The 22,007-nt window shown below is 63.5% G+C and carries 15 protein-coding genes; 10 read left to right on the top strand and 5 right to left on the bottom strand.

All coding sequences use genetic code 11. The annotated features are described in order from the left end of the window. The first annotated feature begins 3 nt into the window (after positions 1–3). Positions 4–1,377, top strand: a complete 1,374-nt coding sequence (gene gltX, locus EJ076_RS19550) for a glutamate--tRNA ligase (RefSeq protein WP_126068975.1) — start codon at positions 4–6, stop codon at positions 1,375–1,377. Here the strand turns inward: gltX and EJ076_RS19555 are convergent. The 3 genes from EJ076_RS19555 to EJ076_RS19565 form a co-directional block, all read right to left on the bottom strand. Next, complete coding sequence (locus EJ076_RS19555; RefSeq protein WP_126068976.1) at positions 1,295–2,509, bottom strand: DUF2865 domain-containing protein; 1,215 nt, start codon at positions 2,507–2,509, stop codon at positions 1,295–1,297. The two genes, gltX and EJ076_RS19555, sit on opposite strands and share 83 nt — an antisense overlap. 90 nt (positions 2,510–2,599) lie before the next feature. After that, positions 2,600–4,924, bottom strand: a complete 2,325-nt coding sequence (locus EJ076_RS19560) for an NADP-dependent malic enzyme (protein ID WP_126068977.1) — start codon at positions 4,922–4,924, stop codon at positions 2,600–2,602. A gap of 177 nt (positions 4,925–5,101) precedes the next feature. After that, the gene (locus tag EJ076_RS19565; protein WP_126068978.1) at positions 5,102–5,881 is read right to left on the bottom strand and encodes an SDR family oxidoreductase; all 780 of its coding nucleotides are present in this window, start codon (positions 5,879–5,881) and stop codon (positions 5,102–5,104) included. 154 nt (positions 5,882–6,035) lie between these two features. On the opposite strand from EJ076_RS19565, the gene EJ076_RS19570 reads away from it, so the two are divergent. Both EJ076_RS19570 and EJ076_RS19575 read left to right on the top strand, forming a co-directional pair. Continuing rightward, positions 6,036–6,818 (top strand): UDP-2,3-diacylglucosamine diphosphatase, encoded by a 783-nt coding sequence (locus EJ076_RS19570; protein ID WP_164548688.1) that lies wholly within the window; start codon positions 6,036–6,038, stop codon positions 6,816–6,818. 124 nt (positions 6,819–6,942) lie between these two features. Next, positions 6,943–8,157 (top strand): MFS transporter, encoded by a 1,215-nt coding sequence (locus EJ076_RS19575; RefSeq protein WP_126068980.1) that lies wholly within the window; start codon positions 6,943–6,945, stop codon positions 8,155–8,157. Here the strand turns inward: EJ076_RS19575 and dgcA are convergent. Further along, positions 8,128–9,111 (bottom strand): N-acetyl-D-Glu racemase DgcA, encoded by a 984-nt coding sequence (gene dgcA, locus EJ076_RS19580; protein ID WP_126068981.1) that lies wholly within the window; start codon positions 9,109–9,111, stop codon positions 8,128–8,130. The genes EJ076_RS19575 and dgcA overlap by 30 nt on opposite strands. A gap of 78 nt (positions 9,112–9,189) precedes the next feature. On the opposite strand from dgcA, the gene EJ076_RS19585 reads away from it, so the two are divergent. Genes EJ076_RS19585 through EJ076_RS19600 form a run of 4 tightly spaced genes read left to right on the top strand, consistent with a single transcriptional unit; the run spans position 9,190 to position 13,276 of the window. After that, positions 9,190–10,377, top strand: coding sequence for an ABC transporter permease (locus tag EJ076_RS19585; protein WP_126068982.1), 1,188 nt, complete (start codon positions 9,190–9,192; stop codon positions 10,375–10,377). A 1-nt stretch (position 10,378) separates the two neighbouring features. Then, positions 10,379–11,200: an ABC transporter ATP-binding protein gene (locus EJ076_RS19590; RefSeq protein ID WP_126068983.1), complete on the top strand. Its 822-nt coding sequence runs from the start codon at positions 10,379–10,381 to the stop codon at positions 11,198–11,200. 14 nt (positions 11,201–11,214) lie between these two features. Then, positions 11,215–12,588: an MlaD family protein gene (locus tag EJ076_RS19595; RefSeq protein WP_126068984.1), complete on the top strand. Its 1,374-nt coding sequence runs from the start codon at positions 11,215–11,217 to the stop codon at positions 12,586–12,588. Continuing rightward, complete coding sequence (locus EJ076_RS19600; RefSeq protein ID WP_109669383.1) at positions 12,569–13,276, top strand: ABC-type transport auxiliary lipoprotein family protein; 708 nt, start codon at positions 12,569–12,571, stop codon at positions 13,274–13,276. The genes EJ076_RS19595 and EJ076_RS19600 overlap by 20 nt, the downstream gene beginning before the upstream one ends. Before the next feature lie 142 nt (positions 13,277–13,418). Here EJ076_RS19600 and EJ076_RS19605 read toward each other — a convergent pair whose 3' ends face one another. Further along, on the bottom strand, positions 13,419–19,814 hold the full coding sequence (locus tag EJ076_RS19605) for a kinesin (RefSeq protein ID WP_126068985.1): 6,396 nt from the start codon (positions 19,812–19,814) through the stop codon (positions 13,419–13,421). A 271-nt stretch (positions 19,815–20,085) separates the two neighbouring features. On the opposite strand from EJ076_RS19605, the gene EJ076_RS19610 reads away from it, so the two are divergent. From EJ076_RS19610 to EJ076_RS19620, 3 genes are all read left to right on the top strand, one after another. Next, positions 20,086–20,454, top strand: coding sequence for an Hpt domain-containing protein (locus tag EJ076_RS19610; protein ID WP_109669276.1), 369 nt, complete (start codon positions 20,086–20,088; stop codon positions 20,452–20,454). 112 nt (positions 20,455–20,566) lie between these two features. Beyond that, positions 20,567–20,887 carry a 2Fe-2S iron-sulfur cluster-binding protein gene (locus tag EJ076_RS19615; protein ID WP_013531878.1) on the top strand — a complete coding sequence of 107 codons (321 nt, stop codon included), beginning with the start codon at positions 20,567–20,569 and terminating at the stop codon, positions 20,885–20,887. 83 nt (positions 20,888–20,970) lie between these two features. Continuing rightward, positions 20,971–22,005, top strand: a complete 1,035-nt coding sequence (locus tag EJ076_RS19620; protein ID WP_126068986.1) for an NAD(P)/FAD-dependent oxidoreductase — start codon at positions 20,971–20,973, stop codon at positions 22,003–22,005. The last annotated feature ends 2 nt before the right edge of the window (positions 22,006–22,007 follow it).

Here is a 22,007-nt window from a genome sequence, read left to right on the forward strand (position 1 = left end):
CTCATGACAGTTACCGTTCGTTTCGCCCCTTCGCCGACCGGCCGCATCCATATCGGCAATGCGCGCACGGCTCTGTTCAACTGGCTGTTTGCCATGAACAACAAGGGCCGCTTCGTCCAGCGCTTCGACGACACCGACATTGCGCGCTCGAAGCAGGAATTTTCCGATGCCATCCTCTACGATCTGCATTGGCTGGGCATTTTTCCCGATGCCACCGAGTACCAGTCGCGGCGTTTCGAGGTCTATGACGCGGCGGTCGAGAGGCTGAAGGCGGCAGGCGTTCTCTATGCCTGCTATGAAACGCCGGAGGAGCTGGATCTCAGGCGCAAGGTGCGCCGCACGCGCGGCCTGCCACCGGTCTATGGCCGTGAGGCGCTGGCCCTGACGCATGAGCAGATCGCCGAATACCAGGCCGATGGCCGCCGGCCGCACTGGCGTTTTCTCCTCCCCAATTTCTCAGGCGATCCGCAACAGCCGGAGCGCACCGAAATCCACTGGAACGACCTGGTGCGCGGCGAGGAGACGGTCGACCTGGCCTCACTGTCCGATCCAGTGCTGGTGCGCGAGGACGGCACCTATCTCTACACGCTTCCCTCCGTGGTCGACGATATCGAGATGGGCGTCAGCCATGTCATCCGCGGCGACGACCATGTCACCAACACCGGCGTGCAGATCGCCCTGTTCCAGGCGTTGGCTGCCGAGCCGCCTGTGTTCGGCCACCACAATCTCCTGACCACCGCATCGGGCGAGGGACTGTCGAAGCGCACCGGTGCGCTCTCCATCGAAAGCCTGCGCGAGGACGGCATCGAGCCTATGGCGGTCGCCTCGCTGGCCGTGCTGGTCGGCACCTCGGAGAATGTCGCGGCGGTGCCGACGATGGGCGAACTCGCCGAACGCTTCGATCCAGCGGCAACATCGAAATCGGCGGCCAAGTTCGATCCGGATGAACTGTTCGTGCTCAACCGGACATTGCTGCATCATATGCCATTCACCGAGGCACAGGACCGGCTGATCGTGCTCGGCGTCTCGGGCGAGCAGGCCGAGCCGTTCTGGCTGGCGGTGCGCGGCAATCTCGACAGGCTGGCCGATGCGGTGAACTGGTGGCGCATCCTGCGCGAGGGGCCTCAGGAGATGCCGGAATTTTCCGATGAAGACCGCGATTTCCTCGGACAGGCGTTCGATCTGCTGCCGGAGGACCCCTGGACCGCGACGATCTGGAAAGACTGGACGGGCAAGATCAGGGAAGCGACGGGCCGCAAGGGCAAGGCGTTGTTCATGCCGCTCAGAACAGCCCTTACCGGACTGCCTTCGGGGCCGGAGCTTGCAGATCTATTGCCGCTGATGGGTCGGGAAGGAACGTTGGCCCGACGACCCTGACCTTGCGCTGTTCCGGCGGCAGCGCGGACACCGGCAACGTCACCGGCTTGGCGGAAAGCCGCTTGATCGCCTCGCGGTCGAGCCCGCCTTCCAGATTGGCCAGGGTTTCCGGATCTGCACCTGGATCCGGCTTGGACACCGGGACCGGGATGAACGGTGCAGCGTCCGTTTCGGGCTGCGACTGTTCCTGATACGGCGGATTGCCGGCGATGATCTGGAAGCCCTGCGCGGCGGCGTTGCAGCCGCAGGCCGGCGGCCGCGGCATGTTGGACTGCTTGTAGAGATAGGCAGTCGGCAATTCGCTGTAGGGCCGGCCGGTGACGGACGACGTCATCGAAGCCGAATCGTCGTCCATGCCGCGCGAGTAGAAGACCTGCATCTCGGTGCCGGGGCAGCTCGATTCGCAATTCTTCTGGTCGCGTTCGAAGTCGCTGGTCGAGGCCGAGTTCGACATCGGGAAGAAGTAGCCGTCGCAGGTGCGCACACAGGAGGTGTGGAATTCACCGCCGACGCTCGGAAGGTCCGGTACGCCGGGCCGGTTGAGCACCCGGCGGACGCTGCGCTCTTCGTCGGGATCGTCAGGCTGGTCAAGTGTATCTGGCGTATCGAGCTGCTGGCTGTTGCCGCCGAAAAGCTGGTCGAACAGGTTTGTGCTGCCGCCTTCGCGGTTCGCTTCCTGCAGGGGTGCGCGCCGCGGCGCAACGGTGTCGTCGCGGCAGCCATTGGCGTCAAGCGCCGCCAGGATGCGTCCCCGGTCACGGCGCGAGCCGCCGCCGGCAAGCCGCTCGCGTTTGCCTTGCAGCGCATCGAGGTTGGCATTCATGCGATCGATGGTGGCGTTGAGCCCGGCGCATTGATTGAGGTTGCGGCCAAACAGCGAAAAGCCGCACCCTGCCTGGCTCGCTTGGCTGCGGGCCTTCGAAATCTGCTCATGCTGCCTGGCGATGGCGGCGTCATATTTCCGGATCATAGCCGGACCACCGTCGCCGCCGCGTGAGGCCGCGGCAAGATCGGCTTCCAACTGGCGACAGACCCGCGAAGCGGCCCGTGGCTCGGCTACCCCCCAGGTTGCGGACAACAGGAGGCCAAGCAGCACGGCAGCATGCGCCTGCTTCCACCCTCCGCTTGCCATCCGCCCAAACTCCGCCTGCCCAAATCCCGCCCGTTGGCCTGCAAGGCTACCGTGTTCGCGGTTAACTGCAGTTTACCGCGAAATCCGTGTTCAGCCCAGATTGACGACCGCCTGCGCCTTGTGGGCGGCCTCGACCACGGCAAGCGCCGTCATGTTGACCACGCCGCGCGAGGTGACCGACGGCGTCAGTATGTGCGCCGGCATGTCGGTGCCGAGCAGGATCGGCCCGACATGCAGCGCATCCATCATGGTCCTGAGCGCGGTCAGCGTGATGTTGGCCGAATCGAGGTTGGGGAACACCAGCAAATTGGCTTCGCCTTTCAGCCGCGAATGCGGGTAAACGCGCTGGCGCAGATGCTCGGACAAGGCAGTGTCCGCGTGCATCTCGCCGTCGCACTCCAGGTCAGGCGCGATGCGCGCCAGGATCGCCGCCGCTTGCCGCATCTTGAGCGCACTCGGCGAATCGCGCGAGCCGAAATCCGAGTGCGACAGGAGCGCCGCCTTCGGCTCGATGCCGAAGCGCTGGATTTCTTCTGCCGCAAGCACCGTCATCTCGGCGATCTCCTCGGCTGTCGGGTCGACGGAGACGTGCGTGTCGGTTAGGAAGATGATGCCGCGCTGCGAGATCAGCATGGAAAGCGTCGACAGGTCGTGGTCCTTGACGCCGGCTCGCGGGCCGATGATCAAGGTGACGTTGCGCAGATGCCGCTCGAAGCGGCCTTCGAGGCCGCAGACCATGGCATCGGCATCGCCGCGCTTCAGCGCTAGTGCTGCGATCACCGTGTTGTCGGTACGCACCATGGTGCGCGCGGCCTCCGTCGTCACGCCGCGCCGGCCGGCGAGTTCGATCAGCAGGTCGACATAGTGGCGGTAGCGCGGATCGTCTTCGGGATTGATCAGGCCGAAATCGACGCCGGGCTTGATGCGCAGCCCATAGCGCTTCAGGCGCACCTCGATGACGTGCGGGCGGCCGATCAGGATCGGCTCGGCGATGCCTTCCTCAAGCACCACCTGTGCGGCGCGCAGCACGCGCTCGTCCTCGCCGTCGGCATAGATGACGCGCTTGGCGGTCGACGCCTTGGCGGATGAGAACACCGGCTTCATCACCAGGCCGGAGCGGAAGACGAAGCGGTTCAGCTTGTCGATATAGGCGGCGAAGTCGGTGATCGGCCTTGTCGCGACGCCGGTGTCGCAGGCAGCCTTGGCGACCGCAGGCGCGATGCGCAGGATCAGGCGCGGATCGAAGGGCGAGGGGATCAGGAACTCAGGCCCGAAGATCGGGGTCTCGCCGGAATAGGCGCGTGCAGCGACGTCCGAAGGCTCCTCCCGTGCCAGCGCTGCGATTGCCCGCACCGCCGCCATCTTCATCTCCTCATTGATGGCGCTGGCACCACAATCGAGCGCGCCGCGAAAGATGTAAGGAAAGCACAGTACGTTGTTGACCTGATTGGGGAAATCGGAACGGCCGGTGCAGATCATCGCATCGGGACGCGCCGCACGCGCTATTTCCGGCATGATCTCCGGATTGGGATTGGCCAGCGCCAGGATCAGCGGTTTTGGTGCCATGTGCTGGAGCAGTTCCGGCTTCAGCACGCCTGCCGCCGAAAGGCCGAGGAAGACGTCGGCGCCTGCGATGACGTCGGCCAGCGTGCGCGCCTCGGTGTCCTTCACATAAGGGTCTTTCCAGCGATCCATCTCGTCGACGCGGCCCTTGTAGGCGACGCCGAAGCGGTCGGTGACCCAGATGTTTTCCACCCGCGCGCCGAGCGAGACCAGCAGGTTGAGGCAGGCAAGGGCCGCTGCGCCGGCACCGGAGGTGACGATCTTGATGTCCGATATGGTCTTGCCGGCGAATTCCAGCCCGTTGAGCACGGCGGCGGCGACAATGATGGCGGTGCCGTGTTGGTCGTCGTGGAACACCGGTATGCCCATGCGGGCCTTCAGCTGTTCCTCGACCTCGAAGCATTCGGGCGCCTTGATGTCCTCGAGGTTGATACCGCCGAAGGTCGGCTCCAGCGCCGAGATCGTCTCGACCATGCGTTCTATACCGGGCGCGTCGATCTCGATGTCGAAGACATCGATGCCGGCGAACTTCTTGAAAAGGACAGCCTTGCCTTCCATGACCGGTTTGGAGGCCAGCGGGCCGATATTGCCGAGGCCGAGCACGGCCGATCCGTTGGAGACGACACCGACCAGATTGGCGCGCGCCGTGTAGTCGGCGGCGGTCGCTGGGTCGTCGCGGATTTCCAGGCAAGGGGCGGCGACACCAGGCGAATAGGCGAGCGCAAGGTCGCGCTGATTGCCGAGCGGCTTGGTCGCCTGGATCTCGAGCTTTCCCGGCCTTGGATACTTGTGGAAGTAGAGGGCGGCTTCGTCGAGGTCCGAACGTGCCGTCTTTTTGCTCTCGCCTTCCATGCGGCCGCTCCCTCGAAATCTGCCTGGAGATTCCCTTTTAGCATGCAGCCGAGGTTTTTCGCGACGCTAATTGACGCGCCGGCGGCAATACCCGGCGGCGCGTAGAAAGTCTTGAACAATCAAATGCTTATGCCGATTTTCTGACGGATGGTTCCTGCAGTTTCACGGACAAGTTGATCAAAAGGCGCTGACGTAGAGACCGCCATCGACCGGTATGTTCTGCCCGGTCAGATAGCCGGCATGGACCGAGCACAGGAACGCGCAGATCTGGCCGAATTCCTCCGGCGTGCCGAGCCGCTTGGCCGGAACATCGGCGCTGATGCGGGTCTTGCGCGCGGCGGCGGCCGTGGGGTCCTCGACGGTGCCGGCCTCGTGCGGCCCGCGCAGCCGGTCGGTGTCGAGCTTGCCCGGCAAAAGACTGTTGATGGTCACGTTGCGGTCGATCACCGTTCTGGCCACGCCGGCAAGGAACGAGGTCAGGCCGGCGCGCGCGCCGGACGACAGGTCAAGGCCGGGAATGGGCACATAGACCGACAGCGAGGTGATGTTGACGATGCGGCCGAAGCCGCGCGCCGCCATGCCGTCGAGGACAGCCTGGACCAGCTCGATCGGGGTCACCATGTTCTGGGTGACGCCTTCGAGGATCTTTTCGCGATCAAGCGTGCGGAAGTCGCGAAGCGGCGGTCCGCCATTGTTGTTGACGAGGATATCCGGGTCCGGGCAGGCCGCGAGCAGCGCCTTCTGTATCTCGGGCCTGGAGACGTCGCCAACGACTTCTGTCACCGTGACGCCATAGCGCTGGCGCAATTCCTCGGCGGTTTTCGCCACCAACTCGGCATTGCGTCCGTTGACGACGATGTCGCAGCCGGCTTCGGCCAGCGCCATGGCACAACCGCGCCCAAGTCCCTTGCTCGAAGCGCAGACAATAGCCTTCTTCCCGCTGATACCGAGATCCATGATGATTTTCTCCTTGTGAGCCGGCCGCAAGCTAGTCCTTCGGCTGGACCAATCGCAACCGTCATACGGTTGTTGCATGAATCGGGGCATAGCCTCTCGCGAAAGCAACGGTGAAATCGCGATGTCCGGCCAAGAGCCCCGCACTTTCCGCAGCATGTTTATCTCCGATGTCCACCTCGGCTCGAAGGCGGCGAAGGCCGAATTCCTGATCGATTTCCTTAGACATCACGACGCCGATATCATCTATCTGGTCGGTGACATCGTCGATGGCTGGCGGTTGCGGCGGAGTTGGCACTGGCCGCAAAGCCACAATGATGTCGTGCAGAAATTGCTGCGCAAAGCGCGCAAGGGCGCCAATATCACCTACATCGCCGGCAATCATGACGAGTTCGCCCGCCAGTTCCAGGGCGTGCATTTCGGCGGCATTGTCGTCGCCGACCGCGCCATCCATGAGACCGCCGACGGCAAACGCCTGCTCGTCATCCATGGCGACCAGTTCGACACCGTCGTCCACAATGCGCGCTGGCTCGCCTATCTCGGTGACCACGCCTATGACGCGGCCATGCTGGTCAACCGTGTGGTGACGCGGCTGCGCCAGCTGCTTGGCCTGCCTTACTGGTCGTTCTCTTCCTGGGCCAAGGTCAACGTCAAGAAGGCGGTAAACTTCATCGGCTCGTTCCAGACCATGCTCGCGGACGAGGCGCGCCGCTCGCATGTCGACGGCGTCATCTGCGGCCACATCCATCATGCCGTCATCGAGAATTTTGGCGATGTCCAGTACATCAACACCGGCGACTGGGTGGAAAGCTGCACGGCTGTGGTCGAGCACTTTGACGGTCGGATGGAAATCCTGACCTGGGCGCAGGTGCTGCCCGAAGCGCCGGACGAGCCCTTTATCCCGCTGCTCATCGAAGACCGGGTAGGGCAGGCGGCTTGACGCGAAACTCGTCGCGGGTTTCGAGATCAATCGATTAGTCCAGCCGGTTTCGCCCGGTTTTCGCCCATGTTAAGGGATCGATACGCGCTGCCGCTGGCCGAGTGCAGCGCGATTGGATCGATTCATGTCCCTGCCGCCACTTTCACCCGAACAACTCGTCAAGCCGCGCCATTTCGAACTGCGCATGAGCCTGATTTTCGCGACGCTGTTCGTGTCGCAAGGCACGCATCTGCCCTATTTTCCGCTGTGGCTGCAGGCGAAGGGCTTCGGCGCCGAACAGATCGCTGTGATCCTTGCCGCACCGATGTTCTTGCGCGTCGTGACGACGCCTATGCTAACGGCATTTGCCGACCGGGCGAAGGACCGCGCCAACGTCTATATCGCGCTGGTCGCGGCAACGATGGCCATTTCGGCCGGCTATTTCCTGCCAGCGACTTACGCGGTCGTGCTGGCCGTATCGCTGCTTTTGACGATCGTCTGGACACCGCATTCGCCAATGGCCGATTCGCTGGCGTTGTCTGGGGTGCGCCGCTTCGGCTCGAATTACACCGCTATGCGCAAATGGGGCTCGATCTCTTACTTCTGCGCCAATGTTGTGGGCGGCTTCATCCTGGCGGCGGCCGGAGCCAAAGCTGTGCCGATAATCATATTCGTGGCGCTCGCCGCAGCGCTCGTCGCGGCCCTGTTTGCGCCGCGAATGGGGCGGCCGCGCAAGGCCTCGCCGCTGTCGGCCGCGGAAATCCAGCACGCCGCGCCTAGCCTGTTCAATGCCTATTTCCTCTACTTCACCTTTGGCGTCGGCATCATTACCGCCAGCCACGCCTTCCTCTACGGCTTCGTCTCCATCTACTGGAAATCGATCGGCATCAGCGATTCCGTCGTCGGCCTGCTGTGGGCCTGGGGCGTGATTTGCGAAGTCTGCATGTTTTTGTTTTTCAATCGCATTTTCGCCTCCGTGTCCGTCGTCAAAGTGATGGTGATCGCTGGCATCGGTTCAATCGTGCGCTGGATCATCTTTCCACTGGTATGGCCGCTTGGTCTTGGCATCCCCGGCTTCTTCGCCGTGCAGTCGCTGCATTCGGTGTCTGTCGCAATGGTGCTGATCGGCCTGCAGAAAATGATCGCCGAGACTGTCTCCGAAGAGCGCACAGGTGCTGCGCAAGGCATCGCCTATTTCTTCAATGGCTTCTTCATGGCCGCTGTTACGCTTGCTTCCGGCCCGCTCTATGACCGTCTCGGCGTCGATGGGTTCCTTGTGATGATCCCGATCGCTATCGTCGGCCTCGTGCTGATCGGGCTTGCGGCGCGCTCAGCCCCACAGCGTCGTATCGGGCGGTGACACCAGCGACCCCTGATAGACAAGGCCTGGCACCCGGTCGCCGGCCAGCAGCAGCGGACCGTCGAGGTCGACGAAATCGGCATCCTGTGCGAGCAACACCGCCGGTGCCATGGCCAGCGATGTACCGACCATGCAGCCGACCATCACGCCGAAGCCAAGTTCGCGGGCGCGATCGCGCAACACCAATGCGGCTGTCAGGCCGCCCGACTTGTCGAGCTTGATGTTGACGGCGTCGTAGAGGCCGACAAGCGCTTCGAGGTTCTTCGCCTCATGCACGCTCTCATCGGCGCAGATCGGCACGGGATGCCCGATATGGCGCAGGATCTCGTCATGACCGGCCGGCAGCGGCTGCTCGATCAGCGCGATGCCTTGTTCGGCGGCAAAGGCGAGGTTCACAACGATGTTGTCGTCGGTCCAGCCCTCATTGGCGTCGAGGATGATGCGGCTGCCGGGTGCAGCTTGCCTGACGGCGCGGATGCGGGCGATGTCGTTGTCGCCGCCGATCTTGACCTTGAGCAGCGGCCGCGCCGCATTGGCGCGGGCCTGGGCCGCCATCGCCTCCGGTTCGCCGAGCGACAGCGTGTAGGCCGTCTCAAGGGCCCGTAACGGAACCGCACCTATCGCATCCGCTACCGATGTTCCGCTGATCTTTGCCTCCAGGTCCCACAGGGCGCAGTCGATGGCGTTGCGGGCGGCTCCGGCCGGCATGGCATCGAGCAGGGCGGTTCGGCTGATGCCGCCGGCGATCCTGTCGCGCATGGCCTCGATCGCGTCGCGGACGCCGTCCATGGTCTCGCCATAGCGCTTGTAGGGAACGCATTCGCCACGGCCGGCGTGGCCGCCCTCGCTGATCGTGCAGGAGATCACGTCAGCTTCGGTCTTGGAACCGCGCGAAATGGTGAAGGTTCCGGCGATCGGAAAACGCTCGGCCTCAACCGAAATGACACGCGCCATATTTTTCTGCTCCGGCTATGCGAGAACGAGCGAGTCGGCAAATCGACAGCTTGGTTCCGTCAGGCTAAACAGGACGCCATGTTGACCATCGGCAAGCGCGACGCAAGCGGCACGACCGCGGGGGAGGCTGACCACGAACCGCGCGTGGCGATCGGCGAGGAGGATGGCGTTCTCGGCTGCGCTTTCTCCGGAATCTGGACGACACGGACTGTCGCGCTGATCGACGCCGACATGCGCAAGATCGAGAAACGAAGCGGTTTCAAGACCTTGGCGCTCGATCTTTCCAAGATCGAGAAGATGGACACCGCCGGCGCCTGGCTGATCGACCGGCTGGTCAGCGCCTTCGAGAAGAAGGGCGTCAAGATCCAGATGCAGGGCCAGAGCGAGATCGCTTCGATCCTGCTCGACGCGGTGGGCGAGGCCGTGCGGCGCGAACCCGAATCCGGCCCGACGCGGCCGCCTAACATCGTCATTCGCGCGCTGGAGGCGGTTGGCCGGCGCGTCTACGAGATGCGCGACGATTTCCTCGCCTCGATGAACATCCTCGGCGCCACCATCCGCGGTGCACAGATGAAACTCGGGCGTGGTCATGCCGTCAACCCGGCGGCGATCTTCAACCAGATCGATCGCATGGGTGTCGGCGCCATTCCGGTGGTGGTGCTGATGTCGGCGATCGTCGGCGCCATCGTTGCCCAGCAGGGCGCCTACCAGCTCAGCTATTTCGGCGCCGATATCTTCGTCGTAGACCTCGTTGGCGTGCTGATCCTGCGCGAGCTTGGGGTGCTGATGACGGCGATCATGATCGCCGGCCGCTCCGGCAGCGCGATCACCGCCGAGATCGGTTCGATGAAGATGCGCGAGGAGGTCGACGCGCTGAAGGTCATCGGGCTCAACCCGATCGGTGTCCTGGTCTTCCCGCGGCTCGTGGCGCTGGTCATCGCCTTGCCGTGCCTGACCATCATTGCCAATTTCGCCGCACTCGGCGGTGGCATCCTGGCCGCGTGGCTCTATTCCGACATCCCACCGGCTGCTTTCATCGACCGGCTGCGCGTTGCCATCGACCTCAGCACGATCTTTGCCGGCCTGATCAAGGCGCCATTCATGGCGATGATCATCGGCACGATCGCCTCGGTCGAAGGCATGAAGGTTGGCGGCAGCGCGGAATCGCTGGGCCAGCACGTCACCGCTTCGGTGGTGAAATCGATCTTCGTCGTCATCATCCTCGACGGGCTTTTCGCCATCTTCTACGCAGCGATCGAGTTCTGAGATGAAGCTGCGAGGCAGGAAGAGGGCTGATACACCGGCGAACGATGCGGGCGAGGGCGACATCGTGCTTTCCGCGCACGACATCAGCGTGTCCTTCGCCGACAAGCTCATCCTGGACAAGCTGTCACTCGACATAAGGCGCGGCGAGATCCTTGGCTTTGTTGGCGCCTCGGGTGCCGGCAAGTCGGTTCTGCTGCGCACCATTCTCGGCCTGACGCGCAAGCAGTCGGGCACGATCAAGCTGTTCGGTGTCGATGTCGAGAAGGCGAGTGACATCGAGCGCCTGCGCATCGACATGCGGCTTGGCGTGTTGTTCCAGCACGGCGCCCTATTTTCGGCGCTGACAGTGCTGGAGAATGTCCAGGTGCCGATGCGCGAATACCTCGACCTGCCGCGAAAGCTGATGGACGAACTGGCATTGCTCAAGATCGAGTTGGTCGGGCTGCCGCCCGATGCGGCGCAGAAATTCCCGTCCGAACTGTCCGGCGGCATGATCAAGCGCGCCGCACTGGCGCGGGCGCTCGCGCTCGACCCCGACATCGTCTTCCTCGACGAGCCGACGTCGGGTCTGGATCCGATCAGCGCGGCGGAATTCGACGAACTGGTGGTCAAGCTGCGCGATACGATGGACCTGACCGTCTACATGGTGACGCATGATCTCGACACGCTTTTCACCGCTTGCGACCGGGTGGCCGTACTTGGCAAAAAGAAAGTGCTCGTCGAAGGCACCATCGACGACATGCTGAAGAGCGAGGAACCGTGGGTAAAGTCCTATTTCCGCGGAAAACGCGCCCGGCAACTTGATCTTGCGGCGCGCGCATAGCCATAAGTGGGACAATGGAAACCAGAGCCAACTACGTCATTGTCGGCATTTTCACGCTGGCTGCGATCCTGGCGGCGTTCGCCTTCGTCTACTGGACGGCGGCGATCGGCGACAAGGGCGAGACGACGTTGCTGCGCGTGCGCATTCCGGGCTCGGCCTCCGGGCTCGGCCGCGGTAGTTTCGTGCTGTTCAATGGCGTCAAGGTTGGCGACGTCAAGCGTGTCTATATCGACGTCGACAATCCGACGGTTGCCATCGCCGACACCGAGATCGACCGCCTGACGCCGATCACCAAGTCGACGCAGGCCGATATCGGGCTTGCCGGCCTGACCGGGCAGGCCAACATCGAACTCAAGGGCGCCGACCCCAAGGAAGTAAAGCTCCTCGACCAGGCGGAAAAGGAAGGCAAGGTCGCCGAGATCGTCGCCAACCCGTCAGCGGTGACCAATTTGCTGCAAACGGCGCAGAACATCTTCACCCGCGCCGACAAGGTGCTGACGGAACTCGAAGGCTTCACCAAGGACGTTCGCGGGCCGCTGACGCAGACCGTGCAGAACGTGCAGACCTTCTCGGATGCGCTGGCCAAGAATTCGGACGGCATCGACAAGTTCCTGTCCGCCGCCAGCACGCTGGCGGATGAGCTGAAAGGCGTTTCCGGAAAGCTCGATGGCACGCTGAAGGCAGCCGAAGGCCTTCTCAATGCCGTCGACAAGGACAAGATCAAGAGCATTGTCGCCAATGTCGACACGGTGACTGGGAACCTCAAGGAGACTTCGAAACAGCTCGACGGCGTGATCAAGAATGTCGATACCGCGGTTGGGTCCGTCAACGATTTCGCCAAGCAGACGCAAGGCACGCTGGCCAAGGTCGACGGCGTGCTCGACGGCATCGACCCGACGCAGGTGCGCTCGGCACTTGCCAATATCCAGAAGGCCAGCGAAAGCGCCGACAAGGCCGCCGCCGACATCGCAGAGGTGACCCACAAGTTCGCCAACCGGGCCGACGATATCGACCAGACGATCAAGGATGCCAAGCAACTGGCGCAGCGGCTCAACGACGCCTCGGTGCGTGTCGATGGCATCCTCGCCAGGGTCGACACTTTGCTCGGCTCGGGGCAGGCCGACGGTGTGATGGCGGATGCCAGGGCGACGCTGAAGTCGTTCAAGCAGGTTGCCGACACGCTGAATTCCCGCCTGGGCGTCATCACCGACAATCTGGCGCGCTTCTCGGGCCAGGGGCTTTCGAATGTCGAGGCGCTGGTGCAGGACAGCCGCCGTTCGATCAGCCGCATCGAGGAAGCGGTGACCGATCTCAGCCGCAATCCGCAGCGCATCCTTTCGGGTGGCGATGGCGAGGTTCGGCAGTTCGATGGCAGGGCGCGGCGTTGACTTCGGCGTCGGCGAGCCCCAAGAACATGAGCCGCGAAAGCGGGTCGATCTTACGATCCGGGGACAACGGGGATCGCGCGTGAAGTCTGTGTGGGTGAAAACGGGCGGCTTGTCATCGGCTGCGGCACTGCTTGCCCTGACGCTAGCCGGCTGCGCGGCGTTGGGCGGCAAGCCCGCGCCGCTCGATACGTTCGAGCTATCGGCGCCTACGGTCGAGGCACATGGCCACAGCCGCCGCCAGATCCTGATCGCGCAGCCGTCGGCGCTCAAGGCGCTGGACAGCCAGAACATCGTCATCAAGCCGTCGGATCGCTCGATCCAGTATCTCAAGGGCGCGCAATGGGCCGACCGGCTGCCGCTGATCGTGCAGGCACGGCTCGCCGAGACGTTCCAGCGTTCGGGCAGCTTTGCCGGCGTCGGCAAGCCGGGCGAGGGCCTGGCGATTGACTATCAGGTGATCGTCGAGGTCCGATCCTTCGAGGTTCGTGTCGACGGCGGCGAGCATGCCGAAGTCGATCTGTTCGTCCGCATCCTCAACGACCGCAATGGCGAGGTGCGTGCCTCCAAGAGCTTCACCGCATCCGCACCGGTTTCGGGCAGCGGCAATCCTGCCTATGTCAGCGCACTCGACAATGCGTTCGGTGATGCCGCAAAGCAGATCGTGCGCTGGACGGATTCGGTCATCTGATTTCCGTAAAAGTTTGATCGCACAGCACTTCTGACAGTGCTACTGCAAGGGACGCGGCGCCGCAGGCGCGCCAACAGCCAAATCGGTCGAAATAAAAAAGGCGGGAAATTTCCCGCCTTTCGTTTGTTGCCCTATCGGCTGATCAATGCAGACGGCCGCTGGCGTGGGCCAGCATGGTGTAGACCTTGCCGGTATCCGAGGTCAGGTAGGTCTGCGCCATGATGTTGTCGCGGTCATTGCGCGAGACATCCTTGAGCAGCTTCTCGAAATCGTCGCAGTAGCGGTCGACGGCGGCGCGGAACTCGGCCTCCGCCTGATACTTGCGACGGATCTCGTCGAACGTCTGTTGGCCCTTCAGCGTGTAGAGCCGCCTTGTGAACACGTCACGCTCGCCGCGCCGGTAGCGGTTCCACAACTCGATCGAAGCATCGTGGTCGATGGCTCGTGCGATATCGACGGAGAGCGAGTTTAGCGATTCCACGACATGCAGGGGCGAGCGCTGGGCAGGAGCCGCGCGCGGTGCTTCCGCAGGTGCCGACGGTGTTACCGACCTCAGGTCCTCGTCATTCGACGCCGCAGTGAGCAGATCGCGCACCCAGCCGCCCTGAGGCGTGCGGGCGTTGGTGTCTGGACGCTGGCGCGGTGCCGTCTCGGCCGGACGCTCAAGATCGAGCGTGCCGCGCAATGCAGGGCCGCCCAAGGGCGCCTGAGGCGTGCGCAGCTCCGGCTGCGGAGCCGGTGCGCGACGCGGCGGCTCGGCGGCGCGTGGGGCCGGCGCTTGCGGCGCGGGACGCAGATTGCGTGGCTCGGACCCATCGCCGCCGCGGCCGGACTTCGCAACGATGTCAGAAAGCTCCTTCAGGGCGTTGATCTGCTCGGAAACGGCGCGGCGGATGGCCGAGGTCGATTCCTTTGCCTCTTCCGGCATCTCGATGACGCCCTTCTTGAGCTCGGCGCGGGTCAGGTCGAGCTCGCTCTTGATCGAGCCCGCGGTGCGCCGCATCTCCTCGGTCGCATCGGCGAAGCGCTTGGTGGCCGAATCTACGACGTCGGTGATGGCGATGCGGATCTTGTCGGCCGACTCCATCGTCTTGCCTTCGGCGTTCTGCAGCGTCTGGCCGACGAGATTTTCGAACGAACGCATGACCCTTTCGAGATCCTCCGACTTCTTGACCAGGCCGACGGCGAGGTCTTCGAGCGACGACTGCCTTTCGAGCGTGTGCTCGAGGTTGCTCTGGGCAGAGCTCAACAGGTCCGAAGCGCTGGACAGCAGGCGGCTGTGCTCGTCGAACTTGGTGGCGATCGACGCGACCTCGCGCAAGGTGGACGACGACAGTTCCGTCAGCCTTGTCGTGTTCGAATCGACCAGACGTGCCGAGCTGGCAAAGGTCTGCGCAGCCTTCTCGGTGGTGGCGGCGAAGCTTTGCGTGCTGCCGCTCAGGCGCTCATCGACCTGGCCGAGATTGACCGCGGCCTGCTCGATCAGCTGACCGAGCTGCGAGCTGGACTTGGTCATGCGGCCGATGAGATCAGCGACGCTGTCGGACAGCGACGAGCGAGCGCCTTCGACCGCCGACAAGGTTTCGGCGGTGCGGCTGGCGAGAGCGTCGACAAGTGCGGCATTCTCGCTGCGCAGCTTCTCGGTGGCGCGTTCGGTGACCTCTTCCATGCTCTTTTGCAGTTCCGAACCGCCCTGGGCGAAGCGCTCGACCAAAGGCCGTGCGGTTTCGTCGAGGATCTTCGACATTTCGGCCGAACGTGCCGCGAGCATGGTGTTGAGTTCACGGGTGTTGGCGCCGATCGTCTTGGCGGCATCGTTGGTGCTCTGGCCGATATGCTGGCCAACCGCGGTGAAGGTCTCCGCGATGACATTGGCGCGCGAGACGAGTTGCGCCTCGGCATTCGACACCTGCTCGTTGAGCTTCTGGCCCATCGTCTCGGCCGTGAAGGCGAGGCGGTTCTCGACGCCTGAGATCTGCTCTTCGACACGGGCGGCGGCGGCTGCCGCGCTCGATGCGAGCCGCTCGTCGGCGCCGGCAAGCGCCTGCTCGATTTCGCGGGCATGCACGGCCATTTCCTGGCCGGTCCGCCTGGCACGTTCGGCGACCCTTTGCTCGGTATCGGCGAAGGCGCCGACGATGGTCTCGGCATGCTCGCCGATCGTGGTGGTGCTGTTGGCGATGCGCGACACCAGACGCTGATCCGCGTCGTCGAAGATGCGGCCGATTTCCGAGGCACGGCTCGACAGCGCTTCCGAACCTTCTGCGATGCGCGAGACCAAATGCTGGTCGGCGGCATCGAAGATGCGACCGAGGTCCGATGCACGCGCGGCAAGCGCTTCGGCCGATTCGCCGATGCGCATGCCGAGCCGCTGGTCGGCGCCTTCAAAGTTGCGCAGGATGTCGCCGGCGCGCGCGGCCAGCGACTGGGCCGTCTCGATGGCGCGGGCGACCAGCTTCTGGTCGGCGGCATCGAACGTGCCGGCAATCTCGCTTGCACGAGCTGCCAGATGGTCGGCGGTGTCCTGAGCCCGGGCGGTCAGCTGATCGGCGGTTTCCTGGGCGCGGGCGGCGAGCTTCTGGTCCGCCGCTTCAAAGGTGCCGGCGATCTGACTTGCGCGAGCAGCCAGCTGATCGGCGGTTTCATGGGCACGGGCCAGCAGCGAGCTGGACGTGTCGTCTGCGCGGGCAAGCAAGGCGTTCGACGTATCTTCCGCACGGGCGTGCAGGCGACGATCGGCGTCCTCGAAGGTGCGGGCGATGTCCTCGGCCCGCGCCAGCAGGGCGGCAGAGGTCTGCTCGGCGCGCTCGGCGATCTTGCGGTCGGCGTCACTGAACGCCGCACCGGCCTGCTCATGCAGCGTGCTGGTGACTTCCAGCACCTTTTCGCGCAGGGCGCCGGCGACAAACACTGCGCTCTTCTCGAGCACGGCGCGGACATTGTCGACACCTGTCGAAAGCGCACGCTCCATGGTGCCGGCGCGCTCCTCGATGATGCCGGTCTGACGGCTGAAGGCCTGCTCGATCTTTTCGACATCCCCGGCGATTGCCGCGGAGATATCGGTGCTCCTGGCGGCGATCTGATCGATATGGCCCGACAGCGAGCGGTCGACGTCCCTGCGGGACTCGGCGAGCTTGCCGAGATCGTCTTCCAGCGCGCGGGTCAGCATATTGCGACCTTCGGACAGCTTGCCGACATGTCCGGCAATGACGTCGTCGATATCGCTGCGGCTTTCGGTCAGCTTCTGCAGGTCAGCTTCGAGGGCGCGTTTGAGAATGTCGCGGCCCTCGGCCAGTTTCTCCACCTGACCAGCGACCAAACCGTCGATGCTGGAGCGGCTTTCGGCCAACTTGGCCAGATCGGCTTCCAGCGCGCGCTTGAGAACGTCGCGGCCTTCGGCGAGTTTCTCAACCTGGCCGGCGACCAGGCCGTCGATGCTGGAGCGGCTTTCGGCCAGCTTGGCGAGATCGTCCTCGAGCGCCTTCGACAGGGTCGAACGTTCCTGGACAAGCCTTTCCGCGTGGCTGTTGACAAGGCCGCCGACGTTTTCGAGGTCGGCCTCAAGTGACCTCGACAGGGTCGAACGATCCTGTGCGAGCCGTTCGGAATGGCTGTTGATCAGACCGTTGACGTTTTCGAGGTCGGCCTCGAGCGCTTTCGACAGCGTTGAACGATCCTGGACGAGCCGTTCGGAATGGCTGTTGACCAGGCCGTTGACGCTTTCGAGATCAGCCTCGAGCGCCCGGGCGAACTGTGCCCGGTCATCGACCAGTTTCTGCGACTGGTCGGCAATGGTGCCCTTGATCGCGTTGAGGTCGGCTTCCAGAGCGCGCCGCAGGATATCTCGGCCCTCGGACAGCTTCTCGACCTGACCGGCGACCAGCCCGTCGATGCTGGAGCGGCTGTCGGCGAGCTTGGCGAGGTCATCCTCAAGGGCCTTGGACAGGGCGGAGCGATCCTGAACCAGCTTGTTCATGTGATCGGCGATGACGCTGTTCACGTTCTGCAGGTCGGTTTCCAAGACCCGCGAAAGCTGCCCGCGATCCTCGGCCAGCTTGTCCGACTGGCTTGATATAACGCCCTTGATCGTGTTCAGGTCGGATTCCAGCGCGCGCTTGAGAATGTCGCGGCCCTCGGCCAGTTTCTCGACCTGACCGGCGACCAGACCGTCGATGCTGGAACGGCTTTCGGCGAGCTTGGCAAGGTCGGCTTCAAGGGTCTGCGACAGCAGGCTGCGGTCCTCGGCCAGCCGTCCCGAATGGCCTTCGATCAGGCCGCGTATGCCGGACAGATCGTTGTCGAGCGAATGGGAAAGCTGCGTGCGGTCCTCCGCCAGTTTGGCGGAATGGGTTTCGATGAGGCTCTTGATGCCGATGATATCGTTTTCCAACGCCTTGGCGAGCACGGCGCGGCCCTCGGCGATCTTCTCGACCTGACCGGCGACCAGACCGTCGATGCCGGCGCGGCTGTCGGACAGTTTGCCGAGATCGGCTTCCAGGGCGCGCGACAGAATGTTGCGGCCCTCGGCGAGCTTTCCGACATGCCCGGCGACCATTTCATCAATGATCGTACGAGCTTGCACCAGTTTCCCGGAGTCTTCATTCAGGGCCGTGGAGAGCCTGTTGCGGCCTTCTTCCAGCCTTTCGAGATGGCTGCCGAGCGATGCATCGATGGCAGCCCGCGATTCATTGACCTTGCGCAGGTCTTCTTCGAGGGCGCGCGAGATCAGGCTGCGGCCTTCGGCCAGCTTCTGCACCTGGTTGGTCACCGCCGCATCGATGCCGGCGCGGCCCTCGGCGAACTTCGCCAGATCGGCCTGCATGGCCTCAGCCATGCGCTCGCGGCTTTCGGACAGTTTTCTGCTGTGGTTCTCGACAGCTTCCTCGATGCCGACGCGGGCGTCGGCGAGCCGCTGGATGTCGCTGTCGAACGAACGCGATACGACGTGACGGGCGGCTTCCATGCGTCCGGCGAAGTCGCTGGCGCGGGCTTCGAGCATGGAGGAGGTCGAGGTGACGATGTCGGCCATGTCGGCGCCGATCTGGGTCTTGCCCTGATCGATCATCGCCGACAGCGTGTCCTTGCTCTCGGCAAAGGTGTGGGCGATTTCGCGGGCGCGCTCGACCAGCGTCTCGTTGATCTGGCGGGCGCGGGCCTCGAGTGCCGCATTGAGCTTCTGCGTTCCGGTGTCCAGCGCCTCGGCGCGGGTCTGGAATTCGCTGATCAGCGCCTGGCCGCGTTCGGCGAGCGTCCGCTCGATGCCGTTGAGGCTGGCCTCGAATTCGGAATTCAGCGTCCGCGCGGCGCCGCCAAGCAGCGACACCATGCCGGTGGTGCGATCGTCGAGCAGATCGGTCAACGACCGTGTCAGGCCGTCCGTGGTGTCCGTCAGCTTGGCAATGCGGGTGTCGAGCAGGCTGGCGAAGGCCTCGCCCGAGGTCGACAGACGGTCGGTGATCGAATCGAGCCGGCCTTCCACCGAATCGAAGATCGACATCGAGCTTTCGTTGATTCGGTCGATCAGCGTGTCACCGGAATTGGTGATCGTCATCGACAATTTGGTCGACGCATTGAGGATCGAGTCGCGGATGATGTCGGAGGCGGCGCCGATCTCGTCCTTCAGCGTCTCATGCGCGCCGGTGATCGAGGCGCGGACGCGTTCGGCATGCGTGACGACGGCTTCGCGCTCGCTGCCAAGCCCATCGACCAGCGAACGGATGCGGGATTCATTCTCGGAATAGGAGCGTTCGATCTGGTTGACTTCGCTGTGGACCAGAGTTTCCAACTCGACGGCGCGGGCAAGCGTGCGTTCGATGCCTTCGCCCATGGCTGCAACCTCGCGACGAACGGCTTGGCCGATCATCATGACGCGATCCTGGGCAAGGTTTTCCGGCTCGGTCAGGCGGAAAGCCACTTCGGTCATCGACTGGGCGGCGATGCGCATTTCCTGGGCCCGGCGAATCATTGCCGCGAAGGCCCAGAACAGGATGACGGGCACGATCGCCGCGACCGCCAGGCCGATCAGCTCCGGACGGGCAAGGAACTGGTCGAGCGTGCGGATTCTCCAGATGCTCGGTCCGAAAAGGAGGTTGGCCAAGCCACCGGCGCCGGCGAACCAGGCGAGCGAAACGAAGGCAACGACCCAGTAAATGGTGTTCGAGGCACGCCTGTTGAGGCTGTGCAGGAGCGTCTTGTAGTCCTTCTGGCGATCGTCATTGGCCGGCGCGAAACCCGCGGGCTGGGCGCCATTGCGTGTTTCCACGGGGCGCAACTCGGCAGGCTTGGCCTTTGGCGCGGGTTTTGCGGCCTGGTTCTGGGCTTGGCTCTGATTGACCACGGACTCTGGTTTCTGATTGCGTCCCTCGCGCGCCAGCTCGTCGGCGGCCTGGGATATCTGCGCTTCCAGATCCTCCATCGATGCCGCGATGTCGAGGTCGCCGCTGCCGACATCATTGCTGAGGTCGAGATCGAGCGCCTTTTCCAGTTCCCTGGCCACTTCGCTGTCGAGAGTTCTCGTCGTCGTTGGTTTCTTTGCCATGCCTTCGCTACCCTGTACTAGCTGCCGCGGGCTTATAATTCTGTTTGTCGTACCACGCGCAGGAGGCTGAAAATGGACCCCTCGTATCGTAATGACACAGGGGGGTAAAGAAAACATGCATTCCGCGAGATACGTAAAACTTTAAATATAAGGTTAACGCAACCGTGATTTGGGCGCCGTTTTGGCAACATTTTTCCGGGCCATTCATTAACCCGTTGTCCATTGGATTCGCCTAGGTTTTTGGGCGTTCGAAGAAACGGAGTTCGAGTTCATGCGTGGCGAAAGCGGCATTGCCTTCTCAATGCCCGGGGGCGACGTATCCGGACCAAGGCGGTCACGGCCGGTCGATTTGGCACACCTTGCCCGCCAGACGATGGGCGACCGCAGCCTCGAGCAAGAGGTGCTGGCGCTGTTTGTACAACAGGCGCTGTCGGTGCGCGACAAAATACTCGATGCCGACATCAAGGACCGGCTTCTGCTGGCGCATGGGCTGAAGGGTTCGGCACGGGGTGTCGGTGCCTTTGCCATCGCCGATTGCGCCACCGAGATCGAGCACCAGCCGGAAGACAACCAGACGCTCAGACGGCTCGGCACGCTGATCGACGAAGTGCGCGATTTCATCGCCGCCATCAATCGCTGAATCCCACGCCAAACCCGGTTTGCGGAAAAACGTCACGGAGCGACGCTTTCGCGCGGCAGTTGACTTGCTCGCCGGAGTGATTATCTCGGCTGAGACTCCTTTCAGGTGACAAATGACCAAGCTGACTTTCATCGCCCATGACGGCACACATTTCGACATGGACGCCGAGAACGGCTCGACGGTCATGGAGAACGCGATCCGCAACGCCGTTCCCGGGATCGAGGCGGAATGCGGCGGCGCCTGCGCCTGCGCCACCTGTCACGTCTATGTCGACGAAGCATGGACGGCTGAAGTCGGCGAGCCGGAAGCGATGGAAGAGGACATGCTGGACTTCGCCTACGACGTCCAGCCGAACTCACGGCTGTCGTGCCAGATCAAGGTGCGCGACGCGCTCGACGGTCTGGTCGTGCGGGTGCCCGCCCGCCAGGGCTGAGACACCGGTTTTTTGCCGGCTGCTGCTTGGCAGCGGCGGATTGCTCATGCAGTGTCTCGACAACACACAGCGAGGCGCATCGCATGACCGACATCACCAAGACAGACGTGCTTATTGTCGGGGCAGGGCCTGTCGGCCTCTTCGCCGTGTTCGAACTCGGCCTGTTCGACATGAAGTGCCACCTGATCGACATTCTCGACCGGCCAGGCGGCCAATGCGCGGAACTCTATCCGGAAAAGCCGATCTACGACATTCCAGGCTGGCCTTCGATCTCGGCGCAGGGGTTGGTCGACAAACTGCTCGAGCAGATCGCGCCGTTCAAACCCGATTTCACCTACAACCGCATGGTTTCCAGCCTGGAAAAGCTGGAGGACGGCTGTTTTCGCGTCACCACCGACGAGAATGAGGTGTTCGAGGCCAAGGTGGTGGTGATTGCCGCCGGCGGCGGCTCCTTCCAGCCCAAGCGTCCGCCGATCCCGGGCATCGAGCCCTATGAAGGCAAGAGTGTCTTCTATTCGGTGCGCCGGATGGAGGATTTTCGCGGCCACGACCTTGTCATTGTCGGCGGCGGCGACTCGGCGCTCGACTGGACGCTCAACCTGCAGCCGGTGGCAAGGAGCGTGACGCTGGTTCACCGGCGGCCCGAATTCCGCGCGGCGCCCGACAGCGTCAACAAGATGTATGCCATGCAGGAGATGAAGCAGCTGCATTTCCAAGTTGGGCAAGTGACCGGATTGACCGGCGCCGACGGCCAGCTGTCATCGGCCACCATCAAGGGGCCGGACGGCGATGTCGAGGTGCCTTGCACGCGCATGCTGCCGTTCTTCGGCCTGACCATGAAGCTCGGCCCGATCGCAGAATGGGGCCTCAATCTTCACGAGAACCTCATTCCGGTCGATACCGAGAAGTTCCAGACATCGGTGCCAGGCATTTTCGCGGTTGGCGACATCAACTGGTATCCGGGCAAGCTGAAGCTGATCCTATCGGGCTTCCACGAGGTGGCGCTGATGGCGCAGGCCGCCAAGCGCGTCATCAGCCCCGGCGAGCGTATTGTCTTCCAGTATACGACCTCCTCGACCAGCCTGCAGAAGAAGCTCGGCGTGGTGGAAGCTTCCTGAAA

The organism is Mesorhizobium sp. M7D.F.Ca.US.005.01.1.1 (assembly GCF_003952545.1).
Lineage (GTDB): Bacteria > Pseudomonadota > Alphaproteobacteria > Rhizobiales > Rhizobiaceae > Mesorhizobium > Mesorhizobium loti.

Bases quoted from the DNA above. Each gene is read 5' to 3' on its own strand.
- gltX (WP_126068975.1), top strand. From the start codon at position 4: ATGACAGTTACCGTTCGTTTCGCCCCTTCGCCGACCGGCCGCATCCAT.
- EJ076_RS19555 (WP_126068976.1), bottom strand. From the start codon at position 2,509: ATGGCAAGCGGAGGGTGGAAGCAGGCGCATGCTGCCGTGCTGCTTGGC.
- EJ076_RS19560 (WP_126068977.1), bottom strand. From the start codon at position 4,924: ATGGAAGGCGAGAGCAAAAAGACGGCACGTTCGGACCTCGACGAAGCC.
- EJ076_RS19565 (WP_126068978.1), bottom strand. From the start codon at position 5,881: ATGGATCTCGGTATCAGCGGGAAGAAGGCTATTGTCTGCGCTTCGAGC.
- EJ076_RS19570 (WP_164548688.1), top strand. From the start codon at position 6,036: ATGTTTATCTCCGATGTCCACCTCGGCTCGAAGGCGGCGAAGGCCGAA.
- EJ076_RS19575 (WP_126068980.1), top strand. From the start codon at position 6,943: ATGTCCCTGCCGCCACTTTCACCCGAACAACTCGTCAAGCCGCGCCAT.
- dgcA (WP_126068981.1), bottom strand. From the start codon at position 9,111: ATGGCGCGTGTCATTTCGGTTGAGGCCGAGCGTTTTCCGATCGCCGGA.
- EJ076_RS19585 (WP_126068982.1), top strand. From the start codon at position 9,190: ATGTTGACCATCGGCAAGCGCGACGCAAGCGGCACGACCGCGGGGGAG.
- EJ076_RS19590 (WP_126068983.1), top strand. From the start codon at position 10,379: ATGAAGCTGCGAGGCAGGAAGAGGGCTGATACACCGGCGAACGATGCG.
- EJ076_RS19595 (WP_126068984.1), top strand. From the start codon at position 11,215: ATGGAAACCAGAGCCAACTACGTCATTGTCGGCATTTTCACGCTGGCT.
- EJ076_RS19600 (WP_109669383.1), top strand. From the start codon at position 12,569: ATGGCAGGGCGCGGCGTTGACTTCGGCGTCGGCGAGCCCCAAGAACAT.
- EJ076_RS19605 (WP_126068985.1), bottom strand. From the start codon at position 19,814: ATGGCAAAGAAACCAACGACGACGAGAACTCTCGACAGCGAAGTGGCC.
- EJ076_RS19610 (WP_109669276.1), top strand. From the start codon at position 20,086: ATGCGTGGCGAAAGCGGCATTGCCTTCTCAATGCCCGGGGGCGACGTA.
- EJ076_RS19615 (WP_013531878.1), top strand. From the start codon at position 20,567: ATGACCAAGCTGACTTTCATCGCCCATGACGGCACACATTTCGACATG.
- EJ076_RS19620 (WP_126068986.1), top strand. From the start codon at position 20,971: ATGACCGACATCACCAAGACAGACGTGCTTATTGTCGGGGCAGGGCCT.